Source organism: Pedobacter sp. CG_S7, assembly GCF_040544395.1.
Classification (GTDB): Bacteria; Bacteroidota; Bacteroidia; order Sphingobacteriales; family Sphingobacteriaceae; genus Pedobacter.
The window spans coordinates 69,876-87,061 of the sequence record NZ_JBEONS010000003.1 but is presented as its reverse complement, the minus strand read 5'-3'; the positions used below and the strand labels follow the sequence as shown (position 1 = coordinate 87,061).

The window sequence follows — 17,186 nt, the reverse complement described above, 5'->3', positions numbered from 1 at the left end:
AAATTTATTGTTCTGACCAAACTACTCGCTTAATATAATCAACATAGCTAATGATAATCCTTACCATTTTATCAGAAACATTAGGCATTGAATAATCTGCAACTTTTCTAAAATTTCTTTCAACACCACGCTTTTGGTATTGAAGTTGTATTAAACCCTGCATAATTCGTTCTGGATTCATCCCCACCATCATTACAGAAGCTTCTTCCATTGCCTCTGGCCTTTCGTGTGCATCTCTAATGTTTAATGCCGGAAAATTAAGGGTAGAAGACTCTTCGGAAATGGTACCACTATCAGAAAGCACTGCATAAGACTTCATTTGCAAAGCATTATAGTCGTTGAATCCCATAGGTTTTAAAAATTGAATTTCTGGACGCATTTCTATTTTCTTCGCATCTATCATGTTTCTGGTACGCGGATGCGTACTTACAATAATTGGATAACCATACTTTTCTGCAATTAAATTAAGGCTTGCCATTAAACCGTTAAAGTTTTTTTCGCTGCTGATGTTTTCTTCCCGATGTGAAGAAACAACAAAATATTTCCCTTCCTCTAAATTCAACCTGTTTATAACATCAGAACTTTCGATTTGAGGCTTATAGTGATTTAAGACTTCAAACATTGGAGAACCAGTTTTAATAATTCTATCGGCAGGTAATCCTTCACGTAAAAGATACTCTCTAGCAATGTCACTATAAGTTAAATTGATATCTGAAATATGATCTACTATCTTTCTATTGGTCTCTTCTGGCACACGCTGATCAAAACACCTGTTTCCAGCTTCCATGTGGAAGATTGGAATATGCCTTTTTTTAGCCGGAATTGCACATAGGCAACTGTTAGTATCACCAAGGACTAAAAATGCATCTGGTTTTAAATTTTCTAACAACGGATCTATTTTAATTAAAATTTGTCCAATCGTTTCTGTGGCACTTGTTCCAGCAGCATTTAGAAAATGATCGGGTTTTCTGATCTGTAAATCATCAAAGAAAATCTGATTTAATTCATAATCATAATTTTGCCCAGTATGAACAATAATATGCTCTATTGCTTCAGAAGCATCCAAAGCAGCCATTACTCTGGCCAATCTTATAATTTCAGGTCGTGTACCTACGACAGTCATTACTTTTAATTTCTCTTTCATTGTTGTCATGTCTTATAGATAGTATCTATACGTTTTCAAAAAAAGTATCAGGGTCATTTGTATCAAAAAACTCATTGATCCAGAAAATAGTATAAAGTTCCTCGTCTCCTGTATTTTTAATATTATGCGTATACCAAATAGGCATATCTACATAAGCTGGTTCTTCACCATTTAAATGAAAATCCAAAACTTCTTCTGTTCCTATTTTTCTCAATTGAATAAGTGCTTTTCCTTTAATAACGGCAAAGCGCTCAATCTTACGGGTATGATAATGATTCCCACGAATAATACCAGGGACTGTGGTTGAGAAGGATACTTGACCGCCAACATTTAACCTAATAACTTCTACAAATGCACCTCTCGGGTCAATGTGTTGCGTAAACTTAACGGGAAAGTGATTTTTGATATCCATATAACACCGAAAGGTGTTAAATAGATTAACTTCAAATATATTTCCTAAAGCTGGAATAATACCCGACTTTAAATATTGTTCTTTATAAGTTTCCAGCAGACTTAATATTTTAGAAACATTATATTGGTCAGTATGTGAAATCGTAATAAGATCATTACCTACTTGGCTTCTGATTTCTTTGATCATTGATTTAACTAAATCGCCAACATAAATTAATTTCACCTCTCCGTCAACCTCAATATGAGGTTGCTCATTGTGTGCCAGCTGGTGACAAAAGGTAGCAATGAAGGAATTATAATAAGGATGACCAAAAGGACCAAAAACATTTGGAATAATTAATCCTGTAAACTGATTTTCAGTACTTTTTGCCCAGCTGATAAATTGTTCCCGTCCTTCTTTTTTACTCCTGCCATAAACATTATCTCTTTCTTCTTGTGAGGATGATGAAAAGAGTACATGAACTTTACTTTCTGTAATTGCCAAAGCAGTAATTAATTTTTGAACTAAACCAAGGTTAGTATCATAAATAACATTTGGGTCATTGTGACGATTCATTGCAGCCAAATGAACAACTACATCACAAGAAGTAACAAATTCATTTAACTTTTCTGGATCTTCAAAGAAATCACGATGAAATTCTATTCTTTCAAACTCTTCAGGAAAAAGACCTAAAGTGTTATATAAATGTTGACCAACAAAACCTTGTTGACCAGTAATCCCTATTTTAACCATATTTATATTATATTCCAGTCAAACCACATATTTTGGTCAAACCGGTAATTATCATTGTTAGATTGTTCAACTGTAGCATCAGAAAAGACAATCATCTTTGAGTTTGGCAGAACTGCTTTAAAACCATTAGCATAACCGCTAGGCACATGTAAAACGCCACTTAGTGCAGTAATGCGATAATGTATTACCTCAAGATCTTTAGATGGCTGAGTCCAATCATCTGGTTTTACCAAAACGATATCAAAACTACCTTCTAAAACATAAAACCATTTTTGTTCAATTTGATGACCTTGCCACGCACGAATCACATTTATATCTGGGTGATGGATATGATAGAAACGCTTTACCTGTTGTAATGAAAAATCATTCACAAATGACAATTGACCACGTTTATCACAATGATTTCCTCCAATAATAAATTCAGGCTGCTTCAACATACTATCCAGGATATTGCACAGCTTCGATTTCTCCGAACACTTCTCTTTGAATGTAAGGTTGATTAGATAAAAGTGCCTTCATTCCTTCAACATCAAGTTGCTCCGTATTGTGCGAATGGTAATCTTCAATTACAGATAAATCAGTTTCTCCTTCTGAGAAATATTGATTATAATTTAAATTCCTGTTATCGGCAGGGATACGGTAAAATTCACCCATATCTTCAGCTTTTTGCATCTCTTCACGTGTACATAAAGTTTCATAAAGCTTTTCTCCATGGCGGGTACCAATTACCTTTATTTCATTATCAGCTTTACATAATTCCTTCAAAGCCTGTGCTAAATCTCCAATCGTACCTGCTGGTGCTTTATTTACAAAAAGATCACCTTGATTTCCATTTTCGAAAGCAAATAACACTAATTCTACAGCTTCTTCCAATGACATTAGGAAGCGTGTCATATTAGGATCTGTAATGGTTAATGCATTTCCATCTTTTATTTGTTTTAAGAATAAAGGTATTACTGATCCTCTTGATGCCATTACATTACCATAGCGGGTTAAGCAAACTGTAGTTTCGCCTACAATATTTCTTGAAGCTGCGATAGCTACCTTTTCCATCAATGCTTTAGATATTCCCATTGCATTGATTGGATAAGCTGCTTTATCTGTACTTAAGCAAATTACCTTTGAAACTTTATTAAATACAGCTGCATCAATTACATTTTGTGTACCAAAAACATTAGTTTTTGTAGCTTCTATGGGGAAAAATTCGCAAGAAGGAACTTGTTTTAGTGCAGCAGCATGAAAGACGTAATGAACACCTCGCATTGCACGTTCTACACTATTGTAATCACGAACATCACCAATGTAAAATTTAAGCTTTTCACTTTTTAATTGGTTTCGCATGTCATCTTGTTTCTTTTCATCACGAGAGAAGATCCGGATTTCTTTAAAATGATCGGTGTGTAGGAAACGGTTTAATACTGCATTTCCGAAGGAACCTGTGCCTCCGGTGATTAACAAAACTCTGTCTTTTAGCTTTTGCATTATTCTATTTTAATATATTATAAAAATTGTTTATTTGGTTTTCTTGAGCATATTCTATTGCTATTTCTAATGCATTAATTCTCACATTTGTTAAATTTTGAACATTAGGCAAAATATTTAATGTTTTAACGATTTCATTAATACTTCTAGGCTCAAATAAAAATCCATTTTGATTATTATTTATTACTCCTGGAATACCTCCAACATTAGTTGCTAATATCAAACAACCATTAGCCATCCCTTCTAATATTACTTGTGGTAAGCCTTCAAAATAACTAGGTAATACAACTACGTCATGGTCTCTATAAATATATTTCAATTCATTTCCAAATGGAACGTTTCCCTTTAGATGAATTCTATCGGTTAGTTTTAATTTATGAATTAATTTTTTAATTTCATTTTCATATTCACCTGTTCCAACGATGGTCAAGCTCCAATCATAATTTTTAATATAACTTAAAGCATTTATAAGCTCATTTAAGCCCTTGTTCACAACAAGTCTACCAACAAACAAGAATTTAACTGGTGATTGCCAATCTATATCTGAAATTTCTTTTGCATCTATAATGTCAGCTTTAGAGTATTTAGAACTGGAAAATAAAATGCACTTATTCGTTAGCTTATTGTAATGAGAAAATAACTCTTTACCTAAAGCAATAACTCCTAAATTATTTTTTCGACAAAGATTATCCACCCGAGATTCAATGTAATTCGTAGTTAAAAATGCCAATAATTTCTTAACACCCCTAAATCTAGTAGGAATAGTTTTTCTAGCATTTGCTCTAACTAATAATGTACAAGGAATCTTCTTTTTTATCGCACGTTTTATGAATACAAGGGTTAATGGGCCTCCTGTAGCTAAAACCAAATGATCTATTGTATTTAAATAATTATCTATAATTTCTAAATTCTCATTTAAATATTTTCGATAATTTTTTAATAAGGAAAAGATGCTTTCAGAGGATCCAATTTTTGTTATCTCAATACAAGGATCTAATTGATAATAAACCAACTTTTCATTATAATCTAACCCTTTAGCTATCATACTAATCTCCAAATTATCTTTTAATAACTTCGGCAATAACAGCATATAAGTATCCGCACAATAATTGACATTCTTAGGACTTGTCATTATTGGTGCCTCCAAATAAAAACCTAACTTCATGATTATATATTTTTAAAGATTTTCAATTTTATTTATAAAGTCTTTTATTATTGGTGTGTAATTTCTATAATCAAATTCAGTTCCTGTATTTTTAGCTTCAATTCTCATTTTATTTTTTTCCCTTTCAGTTAATCTAAATGCCCTTTTTATTGTATTAACAAACGATTCAACGGTACATTCTTCAACAACAAATCCATTTTTAGAATCCTTAAGATAAAAACCCATATCACTGGTTAAGTTAGCAATAACAGGAAGTCCAACCGCAAAGCTTTCAACAAATTTCGTAGCAAATCCTGCATTTGCATATCTCTTATTAGGCCTTAATAAAATTGAATAATCTCCTTTGACAAGATACTTAGGAAGATCGTCTTGATTTACTCTTCCATGATAGATTAAATTGTCCTGAAAATTATCAAAATTTGCTTTATGATTTTTCATTAGCCGATAAATATCTGATTTAGAAGGTCCAAATAAGTGGAGTTTAACATTATATCCATTTTTCGTTAAATAATCGAGGCCAAGAATTGCAATACTTATTAAATCTTTCCGCCCCGGTATACCAGCGTAAACAATATTTAAGCTTTTCTTATCAAATGACTCATAGGAAGTAGGATTCCATTTAGATTCCTGAATATCAACAATTTGTGGTATTCTAATAGCGCGCATCTTTCTATCAATGTAGTGCTTTTCCAATAGACTACTAATAGCAATAAGCCCATCACATTTTGGTATAAGGTATGTTAATCCAAGTTTAACATCCACTGCTATTGGGCCAAAACGTCCTCCAATTAAATGAGAAGGATCATACCACTCTACTAAATCAACAATTAGTTTAATTTTTCTTTCTTTAGAAAATTTTAAAAGTGGGTAGAGAAATCTAGCACTACTTCCATAATATATTATTAAATCACAATTAGGATGTTTAGCTTTAAGAATTTCCTTAACAATAATTCCAGAATATAATAGCTCGCAAAATCTTTTTATAAATCTTTGGTTTTTCACTGCCATATTATGATAACGAAAGCCATCATAAATTCCTCCTTTAAAGTCATCATTGTCCCTCTCCCAATTTTTACCAATAAAAGAAATATTATATCCACAAGATCTTAGCATTCTACCAATACCTAATACTCGTACACTCGCTGCATCCCCTAATGGAAAACGAAATTCCCCTATAATTGTAATGTTCTCAATCCTTTTTTTAATTAACATCTATCATGTTTTATAATACAAAGTTTTTTGTCAACGTTTTTTGATTTTGACCTTATTTAAATATCTGACCTTTTCTTAAAACACTTTTCTATCATTATATATAGAGTGTATTTATTTTTCATGAAGTAATCCTAACCATTTTTATGGTTCTTTTTTCGAAAATGCCTTTAAACATCAAAAATTAATACAATTATATATACTTAAGAACAAGAAGCACAATAACATTTCACATACCAATATTTTATAGTAATGGAATTCTTCAGATATTATCCCTATCACAATTTTCATCATTTCTTTCAATATATCAGGAAACCTTAATATTATGGATCTTAAAGTTTTTTATTTACGAGTCATTTGCCCCAGAAACATGTATTAATCATATTAAATCTTATTTATCGTTTTTTAATTTATTTAAAATGTTAATTAAATTAATGTGATTTGTAGATCTTAAATGATATTTTTTTGCATAATCAAAACCATTTTTGGCGTATTTATGTAGCATTGTTTTATTTGTTACCAACTCTTCTAAAACCTCACATAAATATTTAGAATCCGGAGTACAAACTATTTTACCTGCACTAGCTAATTCGATATGTAACATTGAGGCTAAACCTTTAGGACCATATCCCATTATAGGTTTTCCAGCAGCCATGTATTGAGGTATTTTCGTAGACAAAGAAAGTCTAGTATATTGAGCGAAATTCATATCAAATGATTCAACATGAACTAAGAGAGACGCTTTTTTTAGAGTTTTAAAAACTTCCGAATTATCGATAGACCCTTCAAAAGTTGTTAGTCTATTATCTTTAAAATGCTTAGCATATAAAACATTATCATGTGTTGGGCAATATATTTTGAAATATATAGGTGCATTTATTTTCTCTATTGCCATTGATATATCTAATAATGACTTCCACCTATTTAAATGCAACCCCCCTATATACATAATTGTAAAATTATAAGAATCACCGTTTAAGTGAGGTGAATCAAACTTCTTATCTTCAACACAATTAACAAATGGACTAAAAGGTAAATTATACCTGATTTTATATTCGTCGGCCATTAAATCCGATATGCATAAACCACCATTTGAACATTTTAACATAATGTTAATCCTCTTAATTAATTTATTTCTAGCTAAACCGAACAGCTCCATTTGAGTGTAAAGGGTAGAAGGCCAATCATCCATAAAGTGCGGGACAATAGGTTTATTAATTATTTTACTAATTTTAATCGTTATATTTAACATCCTCGCATTACCTAAAGCACAATAAACTAAATCCGGTTTAAATTCATTTATCCATTCGAATAATTGCGCAGGTAAATGTATAGGACTTAAATCTGCAATTGCACGGACATTTAAATGAAATTGTGCTTTATAAGTAGAATGTTTCCTTTCTAAAGTAACAGCTGCAGGACTATTAGTTTTCTCAACATTAATTTTCTTGAATAAGGAGGAAAAGAAAGAACGACAATAGTAATCAAGATAAGCAATCTTAGGGCTCAATTGATAATAATTACTACAAATAGTGTTTTCCCGTTCCATTGGCGACATATATATTTGAGCAATTGAATTTCTATCCCATCCATCAAATAAATTTGATAGAGTGATCCCAGTACCATTATTTCTATTAAAAGGCTCAACACTTATAATTAACACCTTTGGGAATTTATTCATTTTATTAATATAAAATTTGCAATTCATTATTGACTTGGCTATCAGTAGCATTTAATACTTTTTTATTCCAGCACATGGAAATGCAATACCATATTAAAAAAAACCTAAGATTAAAAGTGAGTATACCTGCAGGATAAGACTCTACCAAGTGAACAAGAATAAAACATGCAAAAGCCTTATTGTACGTATTATTGGATTTAAATAAACCTTTATATATTGAAATTAAATAAATCACAAATATTAGAAATAAATAAAAATAACCACCCTTCAAAATCAAATTTAAATATCCAGCCTCTATTATTGTCCTATATTTAGATTCATAATTATTAATTTCTAAACTTGTTTTTTTTAAAAGATATCCGCCACTTATTCCCCTTCCAAATAATAAGCTGACCGGATCCATATCACTTTCAAAATCTGAAATGACAGCACCTCTAGTATCTGCATCAATTTTCACAATTAGGTTTTCAAATAATACATCTTTATATTTCTGAATTCCCACAAATAAAATAAATACAAAGAAAACAGTTATTAAAATATACAAAATCTTATTTGAAGCACTTTGTTTAGTTAAAAAAATATTTAAAATCAAAGCTAAGAGAAATGCCCAACCATAGGTCCATATTAAGCTTCTTCGAGCACAATAAACAACTATTAGAAAACCAATGATAAATACAATAACAGATAATACTCTTTCGTGACCTTTAGCTTTCTTAATGCTAAAAAGCAAAAAAAAGTTTGGGAAAGCAAAATATTTACTTAAGTCTTCAACGAAGCCAAGTGAAGTAGTAATATTACTATTCGGCTGTATAAAATAGAGGAATAAAAAAGACAAAAATATAACATTCATATAATGAATAAATGAAAGAATTATTTTAAAATCATAAATTTTAAAAGATTTTATAAAAAACGGGAAGAGATAGGGTAATAATAGATATGGTGAAACAAAAACTCCTCTAAAAAAATTATAATTATTCTCCAAACCCCTTAAAATAATAATAATGGTCCAGATTAATAATGCTTTATAAAATATGTTAGTTTCAATCGTTCTCTGAAATTTATTAGAATGGTAAATTTCGAAAAAAAAATATACAGTAAATAAAAATACTAATACGTATGAAAAAACAGATGTATTCGGAAAAACAATAGGCAGAACGTTAAATATTGATACACCAATTAAAGATATAATTAAAGGTTTGATAGTAGTTCTATTTCCAAATAAACTCATTTTCATTTATCTAATACTTAACTATTTAATAACAGATTTAAAACATCCACATGCTTATCAACAGTAAGTTTTGAAAAGTATTGTTTAGGCCTATCAAAATTAAGTCTATTATAATAGCAATATAAAATTCCTTTAGCCAAATCTTCAGATGACTGATATTCAGCTAAATAACCATTATATTTATGTTTTATGATTTCAGACACGCCTCCTACATCAAAACCTACAACTGGGGTTCCACACATTATATTCTCTAAAAAAGTTTGTCCAAAGCTCTCGGCTAAAGATGGAGAAATAAATAAATCAGTAGCGTTGTTTAATATGACCATCGAAATTTCATCATTTATAGAACCAAGAAACTGAACCGGAAACGGAATTAATTGTTCTGTAATTTCATCATAATCACTTCCGAAAATTATAATATTAAAATTATAATTTTTATTCTCTTTATAAATCAGATTTAGTGCTTCTTGTAAATATTGCCACCCTTTATATTTATTATTTTTGCCCGCAACACAACCAAAACTTATTATAAATGCATCCTGTTTAAAATTCAAAATACTTTTAGCTGTAAATTTATCAACTTTTTTAAATATAGTTTCATCGACAATATTAGGTATGTGAAAAATATTTTTATTAACTAATAAACCAGAAGATTTAGCACTTTCCAATAACCATTTACTGGGGGAAATAAAATACAAGTTATTATATTTTTCATATAAAGATTTCTTTATTAAGAATTCGTTACTTGCGAAAGAGTTCTTTGTTTTGTTAATAAACATAGGACAATATTCACAATTAGTTCTGTATCCCTGACAATCAAAACTATGATGACAACCACCAGTAATAGGCCACATATCATGCATATAAAATATTACAGGCTTTCCTAGCTTAAAAATACTTTCGAGATTTTCAAAATTTAAGAACCCTCCCACTATCCAATGGAGATAAATGACATCTGCATCTTTTAATAGTTTTTTTTTGTGGACTTTATTACCAATAAATTTGGGATAACTAAAAAGATAAGTACCTGGATTTTTATGTTTAGACAAATTCTTTTGAAACAAAGAATAGATATAAATTTTAATTTGTTTTATAAGTCCAGAATATCTAAAAAAATTACTCGTAGCTGCTCTTGGTGTATTATAAACAATCATTTTGGAATCAATGCCATGATTAACCATTGCCTGATGTAATCTCAAAGGGGCATTACCATGATATGATATTAATGTCTGTAAATGAACGACCTTTAGCATGTTTTTTTGTCTTTAAAGATTTTTCTAAATTGCAAAGGAGCAATTACGTATGCATTAAAGTTGGATATAATTGACGCAAAAATTATTGAAACAATACCCATCTCAAAATAGTTAATAAAAATATAGGATAACAAAAGAAATATTATCGGGGAAGCAAAAGAAATTTTAAATTGTAAATCTAATTCGCTTATACCATTTAAAATAGTACAATAAATTCCTCCAAAAAAAGAAATTACGGTAAATAAAAACATTGTAATAGATATTTGAAATGGAATATCTAATTTATTCTTACCCAACCAAATACCATAAGCATAATCAGATAGTAATAACATAACAAAACCTAACAAAGTTAAAATAACAGCTATTTTCTTATATCTTTTTTCCGCTTTAATAATCCATTTATAATCTTTTCTTGCAAATGCATCTGTTACAGCAGACCAAAAAGGCGTCATAAAAATCCCCATTAACAATGTGAGAATACTAAAATATTTAAACACTATATTGTACACTGTAACTTCCTCAGGGCCGAAAAAACGAATTATAATAAAATTTGCAGTTTGAAACTGAATAATACCAGCGATTTGAATAATAAAAAATTTAAATCCTATTCCCATTAAATTTCTTGTAAGAGAGAAATCAACATCTTTCACGGATGGTCTGATACTCCTAAATTTCCCTTTAAATAGTTCGAAATTATAATACAACAAAATAAGCACTGGCGCTATACATAGGCCATATGCTAGATTCAATAAAGATCCAACGCTGAATTTAACTAGGAATAGTATAACTATTAATGACGCCAGTTGTTCGATAAGACCTCTAAGTGCAGCTTTAGCAGGCAATTGATGGGATAACAAAATTACATTAACAGTTGATAAAGTAAACTTAACACAAAAATAGCCCACCACAATCAAAAAAACTTTTGATAATTCATATGAAAGGTTTGAATTTGTATTCAAAATAATAGCCCAATTAATAAAATGATTGATTATAAAAAAACAAATAAATAAACTTAATGATATAATACCTAGTATAGCATATGTAGTACTTACATATTTCTTTGATAAAACTTCATTCCCATTTGCAACAGATTCTGTTAATTTATTTCTTAAACCATTATTTATTCCAATATCAAAAAAACTCATCCAAGCTACAAGTGAACTTATAGTTAACCATATACCATAAGACTCAGAATTAACATATCCAATAGTTATTGGTACTAATATGAAAGAAATCGGAATACTTAAAGCCCTGATTGCAAATAGTGAAAATATACTTTTTTTTGTATTTACACTCCTTTCATCACCATTAAAAATGCGTTGTTTTATTTTAGATATCATTCAACTTAGATAATTATTTATTATAATTTTCCATCAACTTTCGACTTAATAACACCTTTAATATCGTATATAACAGAATTGCTATTTTTCATATTTTTGAAAGGTAAATCCAAGAATTCATTATGTGCTACACCTAAAATAATCGCATCAAATTTTTCATTTGGAAGTTCATTCTTAGTCTCTAATCCATATTCTTTCATAACTTCATCGGGTCTCGCCCAAGGATCGAATATTGTTACATTAACGCCATATTGCTTAAGATTACTAATAACATCAACGATCTTTGTATTTCGTACATCTGGACAATTTTCTTTAAAAGTTATCCCTAACATAAGTAATTGAGCTCCCTTTATCGAAATATCTTTTTTAATCATAAGTTTTATAACTTGAGAAGATACATATTCGCCCATACTATCGTTTAACCGCCGCCCTGCTAATATGATTTCTGGATGATACCCAAATTCTTGTGCACTTTGAGCAAGATAATATGGATCAACACCAATACAATGTCCGCCAACTAATCCTGGCTTAAAAGGAAGAAAATTCCATTTAGTTCCAGCAGCTTCAAGCACAGCATTTGTATCAATATCCATACAGTTGAATATTTTAGCTAATTCATTCACAAAGGCGATGTTGATGTCCCGTTGAGAATTCTCAATAACTTTGGCGGCTTCCGCAACTTTAATGGATGGCGCTAAATGGGTGCCAGCTGTAATTACCGATTTATATAAATTATTTACTTTTTGGCCGATCTCAGGGGTTGAACCTGCCGTTACTTTTAATATTTTTTCAACTGTATGTTCTTTATCTCCAGGATTAATTCTTTCTGGAGAGTAACCTGCAAAAAAATCAATATTAAATTTTAAACTACTAACTCTTTCCAAAACTGGAACACATTCGTCCTCTGTAACTCCCGGATATACAGTAGATTCGTAAATAACGATATCTCCTTTTTTAAGCACCTTTCCTACAGTTTCACTAGCTTTATAAAGTGGAGTTAAATCAGGTCTATTATTTTTATCTACCGGTGTTGGTACAGTAACGATATAGATTGTACAGGATTTAAGATCTTTCAAATTAGAAGAACAATATAAACCATTAGCAACAGAATTCTCTTTAACTAAAACAGCATTCAAAATGTCTTGTGAAACTTCTAAAGTAGAATCATTACCCAAATTCAATTCGTTAATACGAGCTTGATTAATATCAAAGCCAATCACAGGATATTTAGTGGCAAACAAACGGGCTAATGGTAATCCTACGTAACCGAGACCTATAACTGCAATTTTAACATTTGGACTTATTGATTCCATAAATATATTTTTATTATTTTAAATTGCTCCAGTACCAAGAAACAGCTTCTCTTAAGCCTTCCCTAATTTTATGAGTTGGTTTATATCCTAATAAGATTTTTGCTTTATTTATACTAGCAAGAGAATGGGGAATATCTCCTGCACGATTTGGACCATGTATTATTTCTACATTACCGATATTAGCATCATATTCAGCTAAAAATTCTTTCAGATAATTTAGTAACTCATTTAGATTTGTCCTATCACCAACAGCCGTATTATAAACGGTATTTAAAGCCTTTTGATTAGAAGTAGTCATAGCCAATTCATTCATTTGAATGACATTATCTATATAAGTAAAATCACGAGAATAATCACCGGTTCCATTAATTACAGGACTTTCATGCTTCATTAACTGAATAACAAACTTAGGTATTACTGCTGCATAAGCGCCTGTTGGATCTTGCTTACGCCCAAAAACATTAAAATAACGTAAGCCAATCGTTTCCAAACCATAAGTTTTACTAAAAATATCAGCATATAACTCATTAACATATTTTGTAATTGCATAAGGTGACAATGGTTTTCCAATAACATCTTCTACTTTAGGCAAAGACTCGGAATCACCGTATGTTGAAGAACTGGCAGCATAAACAAATCGTTTAACTTTAGCATCACGTGAAGCAACCAACATGTTTAAAAAACCCGAAACATTAACATCATTAGTTGTGATCGGATCATTAATAGATCGAGGTACAGAACCCAATGCAGCTTGATGTAATACATAATCAACGCCTTCAACTGCTTGATGACAGTTCTTTAGATTACGGATGTCACCTTCTAAAAGCTGAAAATTATGATTATTATTAAAAGGTGCTATATTATGACGGTGCCCAGTAGCAAAATTATCCAAAACACGAACATTAAATCCTTTATTTAGAAAATGTTCACACAAATTGGAACCAATAAAACCAGCACCTCCAGTAATTAAAATTGTCTTAATATTATTATTCATTTTTTTATTAAAATCTTTTAAAAAAATCTTTACCAATAGATTTAAGTGTTACTTGATGCTGTTTAATATCATCTGAATAATACCCATAGCCATACCCATACCCATAAGAACCTCCCAATTGAACACCGTTTAGAATCACATTTAATTTCGGAAATTTATTTTCCAACCTTAATTTTTCCAATTGCCTAAGTTGCCCTTTAAAGGTAACACCATGCCGCACAAGGTAAATGGTCACATCCGTTAAACGGGCTAAAATTTGTGCATCGGTTACCAAGCCGATTGGAGGACTGTCAATTAAGATTTCATCAAAATTTAACTTTAAGTAATTGATCAAAACCTCCATTTCATCTTGAATCAACAATTCAGAAGGGTTAGGAGGGATAGGTCCTGAGCCAATTACAAATAAATTTTCATGAATACCAGAAGGCTGGATGATTTCGGCAAAATCAGCCTTGCCAATTAAATAATTACTCAATCCAATCTTATTTGCCAAGTCAAGGTACTTGCTTACCTTAGGTTTCCGTAAATCCAGTTCTAACAAAACAGTCTTACGACCGCTAATGGCCAATGCTACAGCTATATTTGTGGCCACGAAAGTTTTTCCTTCACCAGACATACTGGAAGTAAACAAAGTTACATTTCCCTGTCCATTCGTTTGCTTGCCATGAATGAATTGCATATTGGTTCTGATTGACCTAAATTGTTCTGCTATAGCCTTTCTGCTGGTCGTGCTTACGACGATCATTTCACTTCCTTCTTCGAATACCACTTCACCCAATACTGAAACAGGAGTTTCCTTCGTCACATCAGAGAGTTTAATAACTTTATTATTGATTAAATCTCTGATATAAATATAACCTAACGGCAAAAGTAAACCTAGCAGTAAAGCAGCAAGATAAGTTAATTGTCTTTTGGGTTTAATGGGCGCATTCGAAGAATAAGCTTCATCTACTACTCGGCTGTCTGCCAAGGTAGAGGCATAGGATAAAGCAGCTTCTTCTTTCTTTTGTAAAAGATAAAGATAAAGTGTTTCTTTAATACTTTGCTGGCGTTTAATACTAACAAACTGTCGTTCTTGGGTTGGAATTTTCTTAATAGATACCTGGTATTTGGCATTATTATTTTCTAACTCCCTTTTTGTAGTTAACAAGGTAGAAGCAATATTTTTAACATTGGAAATAACGCTGGCACGTGTGGTTTCTATTTGTTTAATCAGGGGTGCAACCAATGGATTGTCTTCCTGAGTGGTCGCCAATAATTTATCCCTTTGCAATAAAAACTCACTTAATTGGGTAATTTGACCCAACAAAACGGGGTCATCAATGCCAAAGGTACTGGGTAATTTTTCTTTAGTAGAATTGGCATTCACATATCTTTGAATATCCTGAATGGCACCTAATTTAATGTTCACCTCATTCAATTGGGCATCATTTACCCTTACGTTCTCGAGGTATAAGGCAGCTTCCCCACTGATGTCGGTTAAGCCATTGCTACTTTTAAAGGATTCCACATCCTTCTCCACATCAGTCAGTTCTCTATTAATCAAACCGAGGCGCTCATCAACAAACCGAATGGTACTTTCTGTAGTCTTGTTTTTATCAGCAAGTGCCGCCTCATTATAAACTTGAATTAAGGTGTTTAAGACATCCTTTCCTTGCTGTGGTATTGTTGTTTGGAAAGTTAAATTTAAAACTGTTGATTGCTTTCCAGCAACCGCTACAGTTAAGCGCGATAAAAAGCTATCGGTAACCAGGGAAGGGTCATTTAGAATTACCCTTACAGCAGGCACGTTAAAATTGGAAAAATCAGGTGATTTTAAAATTTTATAAACACCGAAGGAATTGCGCTGCAATTGATTATAGCTGCCCTTTATCGCTTTCCCTGTTACATTGTTTTTAAGTACGTATTGAGTCGCATTAGGAAATGTAATTTCGAATTCATGGTTAAAGAAATCCGGATTGATTTTAACCGCAATAAATTCGATGGTTTTTTTTTCATAAAGATCGGTACTAATCACCATGCCCTCTGCTATGTAATTGACATCTAAATGAAGGCGGTCTACCACTTTCCGCATTAAAGCTTTGGACTTCAGGATTTCCACTTCATTTTCGACCACTTTTGAGCTGCCAAAGAGATCCAGCTGACTTAAAATATCTGCAGAAGTGGCACTCTTTTTATCATCTTTTATCAATAAGGAAGTGTTAATTTGATAAACTGGCCTGGTATAACGCAGGTAAACAAAGGCGATGCTTAGGGTTATAATAATGCACACTAAAAATACCGGCCAATGGTATAAATATTTGTTTAAAACTTCACCAATATTAATATTTTCATCTTCGGTATTTCCTTGATCGAATTTACCTAAGTGTTCTTCTGAATTCATATTTTTTTTCAAACTATAAACGGGTAATGATTAAAGCAATAACAGATAAAGCAGAAAGGATAATGCTTACATTCCGGTAACTGGAATCGACACTGGCATATTTGGCATTACTTGGCTGCACATAGAGCACATCATTATTTTGTAGGTAGTAATAAGGAGAATTGAACACTTCTTTTTTATGCAGGTCTAAACGAATGTATTGTCTTTTACCCTCGTTCTCTCTCACCAATAAGACATTATTGCGAACTGCGGTAATGGTTAAATCGCCCGCCATGCTTAAGGCTTCAGTAACAGATACCCGCTCATTTTGCACAGGGTAAACTCCCGGTTTGGCAACATCACCTAAAACAGAAACTTTAAAATTAATAAGTCGCAAACTGACTACGGGTTCTTTGAGGTAGGTGATGAGTTTAGATTCGATAAGTTCCCTTGCTGCTAGAGTGGTTAAGCCTGCTACCTTAATGGAGCCAATTAAAGGCAATTGTATAGCCCCATTTTGATCGACCATAAAGCCATTGGCAGTAAGGGTGGGACTACCCGCAGCGCCGCCTCCTGGAATGGAAGTGGTATTCCCCATATTAAATATAGCCGAGGCTTCTGCATTTAAGCTAGCCACAGTAATGGCTAATATATCATCCTTTTGGATGTTTAAAGGCTTATAGTTGTCGATGTTTTCCTGCACCAAGCTACTATCCCTTAAGTCTTGAAAGTAAGGAACTGATTTATAGCGGACTCCGCAAGAGGATAAAAACAGAAGTGTTATTAAGAGAGAGGCGATTCGATTCATAGGATTATTTGACAAAGATATAATAATTAGTAACATATAACCTAAAACTTTCTAGTATAGCTT

General features: G+C 31.6%; 14 protein-coding genes. All 14 read right to left on the bottom strand.

The genetic code is table 11. The features are described from left to right. Window positions 1–4 precede the first annotated feature (4 nt). Window positions 5–1,144, bottom strand: a complete 1,140-nt coding sequence (gene wecB, locus AAKU52_RS03310) for a non-hydrolyzing UDP-N-acetylglucosamine 2-epimerase (protein ID WP_354330203.1) — start codon at window positions 1,142–1,144, stop codon at window positions 5–7. 25 nt (window positions 1,145–1,169) lie between these two features. Continuing rightward, on the bottom strand, window positions 1,170–2,288 hold the full coding sequence (locus AAKU52_RS03305) for a polysaccharide biosynthesis C-terminal domain-containing protein (protein WP_354330201.1): 1,119 nt from the start codon (window positions 2,286–2,288) through the stop codon (window positions 1,170–1,172). A gap of 2 nt (window positions 2,289–2,290) precedes the next feature. Continuing rightward, window positions 2,291–2,725, bottom strand: coding sequence for a cupin domain-containing protein (locus AAKU52_RS03300; RefSeq protein ID WP_354330199.1), 435 nt, complete (start codon window positions 2,723–2,725; stop codon window positions 2,291–2,293). Window position 2,726: 1 nt separating this feature from the next. After that, window positions 2,727–3,770, bottom strand: a complete 1,044-nt coding sequence (locus AAKU52_RS03295; RefSeq protein WP_354330197.1) for a polysaccharide biosynthesis protein — start codon at window positions 3,768–3,770, stop codon at window positions 2,727–2,729. A 4-nt stretch (window positions 3,771–3,774) separates the two neighbouring features. After that, window positions 3,775–4,935 carry a glycosyltransferase gene (locus tag AAKU52_RS03290; protein WP_354330195.1) on the bottom strand — a complete coding sequence of 387 codons (1,161 nt, stop codon included), beginning with the start codon at window positions 4,933–4,935 and terminating at the stop codon, window positions 3,775–3,777. Window positions 4,936–4,947: 12 nt separating this feature from the next. Beyond that, a complete protein-coding gene (locus AAKU52_RS03285; RefSeq protein WP_354330193.1) occupies window positions 4,948–6,147 on the bottom strand; it encodes a glycosyltransferase in 1,200 nt (399 codons plus the stop codon). A gap of 388 nt (window positions 6,148–6,535) precedes the next feature. Continuing rightward, entirely contained in the window at window positions 6,536–7,825 is a 1,290-nt protein-coding gene (locus tag AAKU52_RS03280) for a glycosyltransferase family protein (protein ID WP_354330191.1), read from the bottom strand. Between the two features lie 4 nt (window positions 7,826–7,829). Beyond that, window positions 7,830–9,053: a hypothetical protein gene (locus tag AAKU52_RS03275; RefSeq protein ID WP_354330188.1), complete on the bottom strand. Its 1,224-nt coding sequence runs from the start codon at window positions 9,051–9,053 to the stop codon at window positions 7,830–7,832. Window positions 9,054–9,070: 17 nt separating this feature from the next. After that, window positions 9,071–10,306: a glycosyltransferase gene (locus AAKU52_RS03270; RefSeq protein WP_354330186.1), complete on the bottom strand. Its 1,236-nt coding sequence runs from the start codon at window positions 10,304–10,306 to the stop codon at window positions 9,071–9,073. Then, on the bottom strand, window positions 10,300–11,646 hold the full coding sequence (locus AAKU52_RS03265; protein WP_354330184.1) for an MATE family efflux transporter: 1,347 nt from the start codon (window positions 11,644–11,646) through the stop codon (window positions 10,300–10,302). Before AAKU52_RS03265 ends, AAKU52_RS03270 begins: the two co-directional genes overlap by 7 nt. 20 nt (window positions 11,647–11,666) lie before the next feature. Then, a complete protein-coding gene (locus AAKU52_RS03260) occupies window positions 11,667–12,959 on the bottom strand; it encodes a nucleotide sugar dehydrogenase (protein ID WP_354330182.1) in 1,293 nt (430 codons plus the stop codon). A 13-nt stretch (window positions 12,960–12,972) separates the two neighbouring features. Next, a complete protein-coding gene (locus tag AAKU52_RS03255; RefSeq protein WP_354330180.1) occupies window positions 12,973–13,953 on the bottom strand; it encodes an SDR family oxidoreductase in 981 nt (326 codons plus the stop codon). 7 nt (window positions 13,954–13,960) lie between these two features. Beyond that, window positions 13,961–16,336 carry a GumC family protein gene (locus tag AAKU52_RS03250; RefSeq protein WP_354330178.1) on the bottom strand — a complete coding sequence of 792 codons (2,376 nt, stop codon included), beginning with the start codon at window positions 16,334–16,336 and terminating at the stop codon, window positions 13,961–13,963. Window positions 16,337–16,349: 13 nt separating this feature from the next. Then, window positions 16,350–17,123 carry a polysaccharide biosynthesis/export family protein gene (locus tag AAKU52_RS03245; RefSeq protein WP_354330176.1) on the bottom strand — a complete coding sequence of 258 codons (774 nt, stop codon included), beginning with the start codon at window positions 17,121–17,123 and terminating at the stop codon, window positions 16,350–16,352. Window positions 17,124–17,186 lie beyond the last annotated feature (63 nt).

Excerpts from the sequence above, each read along its gene's own strand:
- wecB (WP_354330203.1), bottom strand. The coding sequence starts at position 1,144 with ATGAAAGAGAAATTAAAAGTAATGACTGTCGTAGGTACACGACCTGAA.
- AAKU52_RS03305 (WP_354330201.1), bottom strand. The coding sequence starts at position 2,288 with ATGGTTAAAATAGGGATTACTGGTCAACAAGGTTTTGTTGGTCAACAT.
- AAKU52_RS03300 (WP_354330199.1), bottom strand. The coding sequence starts at position 2,725 with ATGTTGAAGCAGCCTGAATTTATTATTGGAGGAAATCATTGTGATAAA.
- AAKU52_RS03295 (WP_354330197.1), bottom strand. The coding sequence starts at position 3,770 with ATGCAAAAGCTAAAAGACAGAGTTTTGTTAATCACCGGAGGCACAGGT.
- AAKU52_RS03290 (WP_354330195.1), bottom strand. The coding sequence starts at position 4,935 with ATGAAGTTAGGTTTTTATTTGGAGGCACCAATAATGACAAGTCCTAAG.
- AAKU52_RS03285 (WP_354330193.1), bottom strand. The coding sequence starts at position 6,147 with ATGTTAATTAAAAAAAGGATTGAGAACATTACAATTATAGGGGAATTT.
- AAKU52_RS03280 (WP_354330191.1), bottom strand. The coding sequence starts at position 7,825 with ATGAATAAATTCCCAAAGGTGTTAATTATAAGTGTTGAGCCTTTTAAT.
- AAKU52_RS03275 (WP_354330188.1), bottom strand. The coding sequence starts at position 9,053 with ATGAGTTTATTTGGAAATAGAACTACTATCAAACCTTTAATTATATCT.
- AAKU52_RS03270 (WP_354330186.1), bottom strand. The coding sequence starts at position 10,306 with ATGCTAAAGGTCGTTCATTTACAGACATTAATATCATATCATGGTAAT.
- AAKU52_RS03265 (WP_354330184.1), bottom strand. The coding sequence starts at position 11,646 with ATGATATCTAAAATAAAACAACGCATTTTTAATGGTGATGAAAGGAGT.
- AAKU52_RS03260 (WP_354330182.1), bottom strand. The coding sequence starts at position 12,959 with ATGGAATCAATAAGTCCAAATGTTAAAATTGCAGTTATAGGTCTCGGT.
- AAKU52_RS03255 (WP_354330180.1), bottom strand. The coding sequence starts at position 13,953 with ATGAATAATAATATTAAGACAATTTTAATTACTGGAGGTGCTGGTTTT.
- AAKU52_RS03250 (WP_354330178.1), bottom strand. The coding sequence starts at position 16,336 with ATGAATTCAGAAGAACACTTAGGTAAATTCGATCAAGGAAATACCGAA.
- AAKU52_RS03245 (WP_354330176.1), bottom strand. The coding sequence starts at position 17,123 with ATGAATCGAATCGCCTCTCTCTTAATAACACTTCTGTTTTTATCCTCT.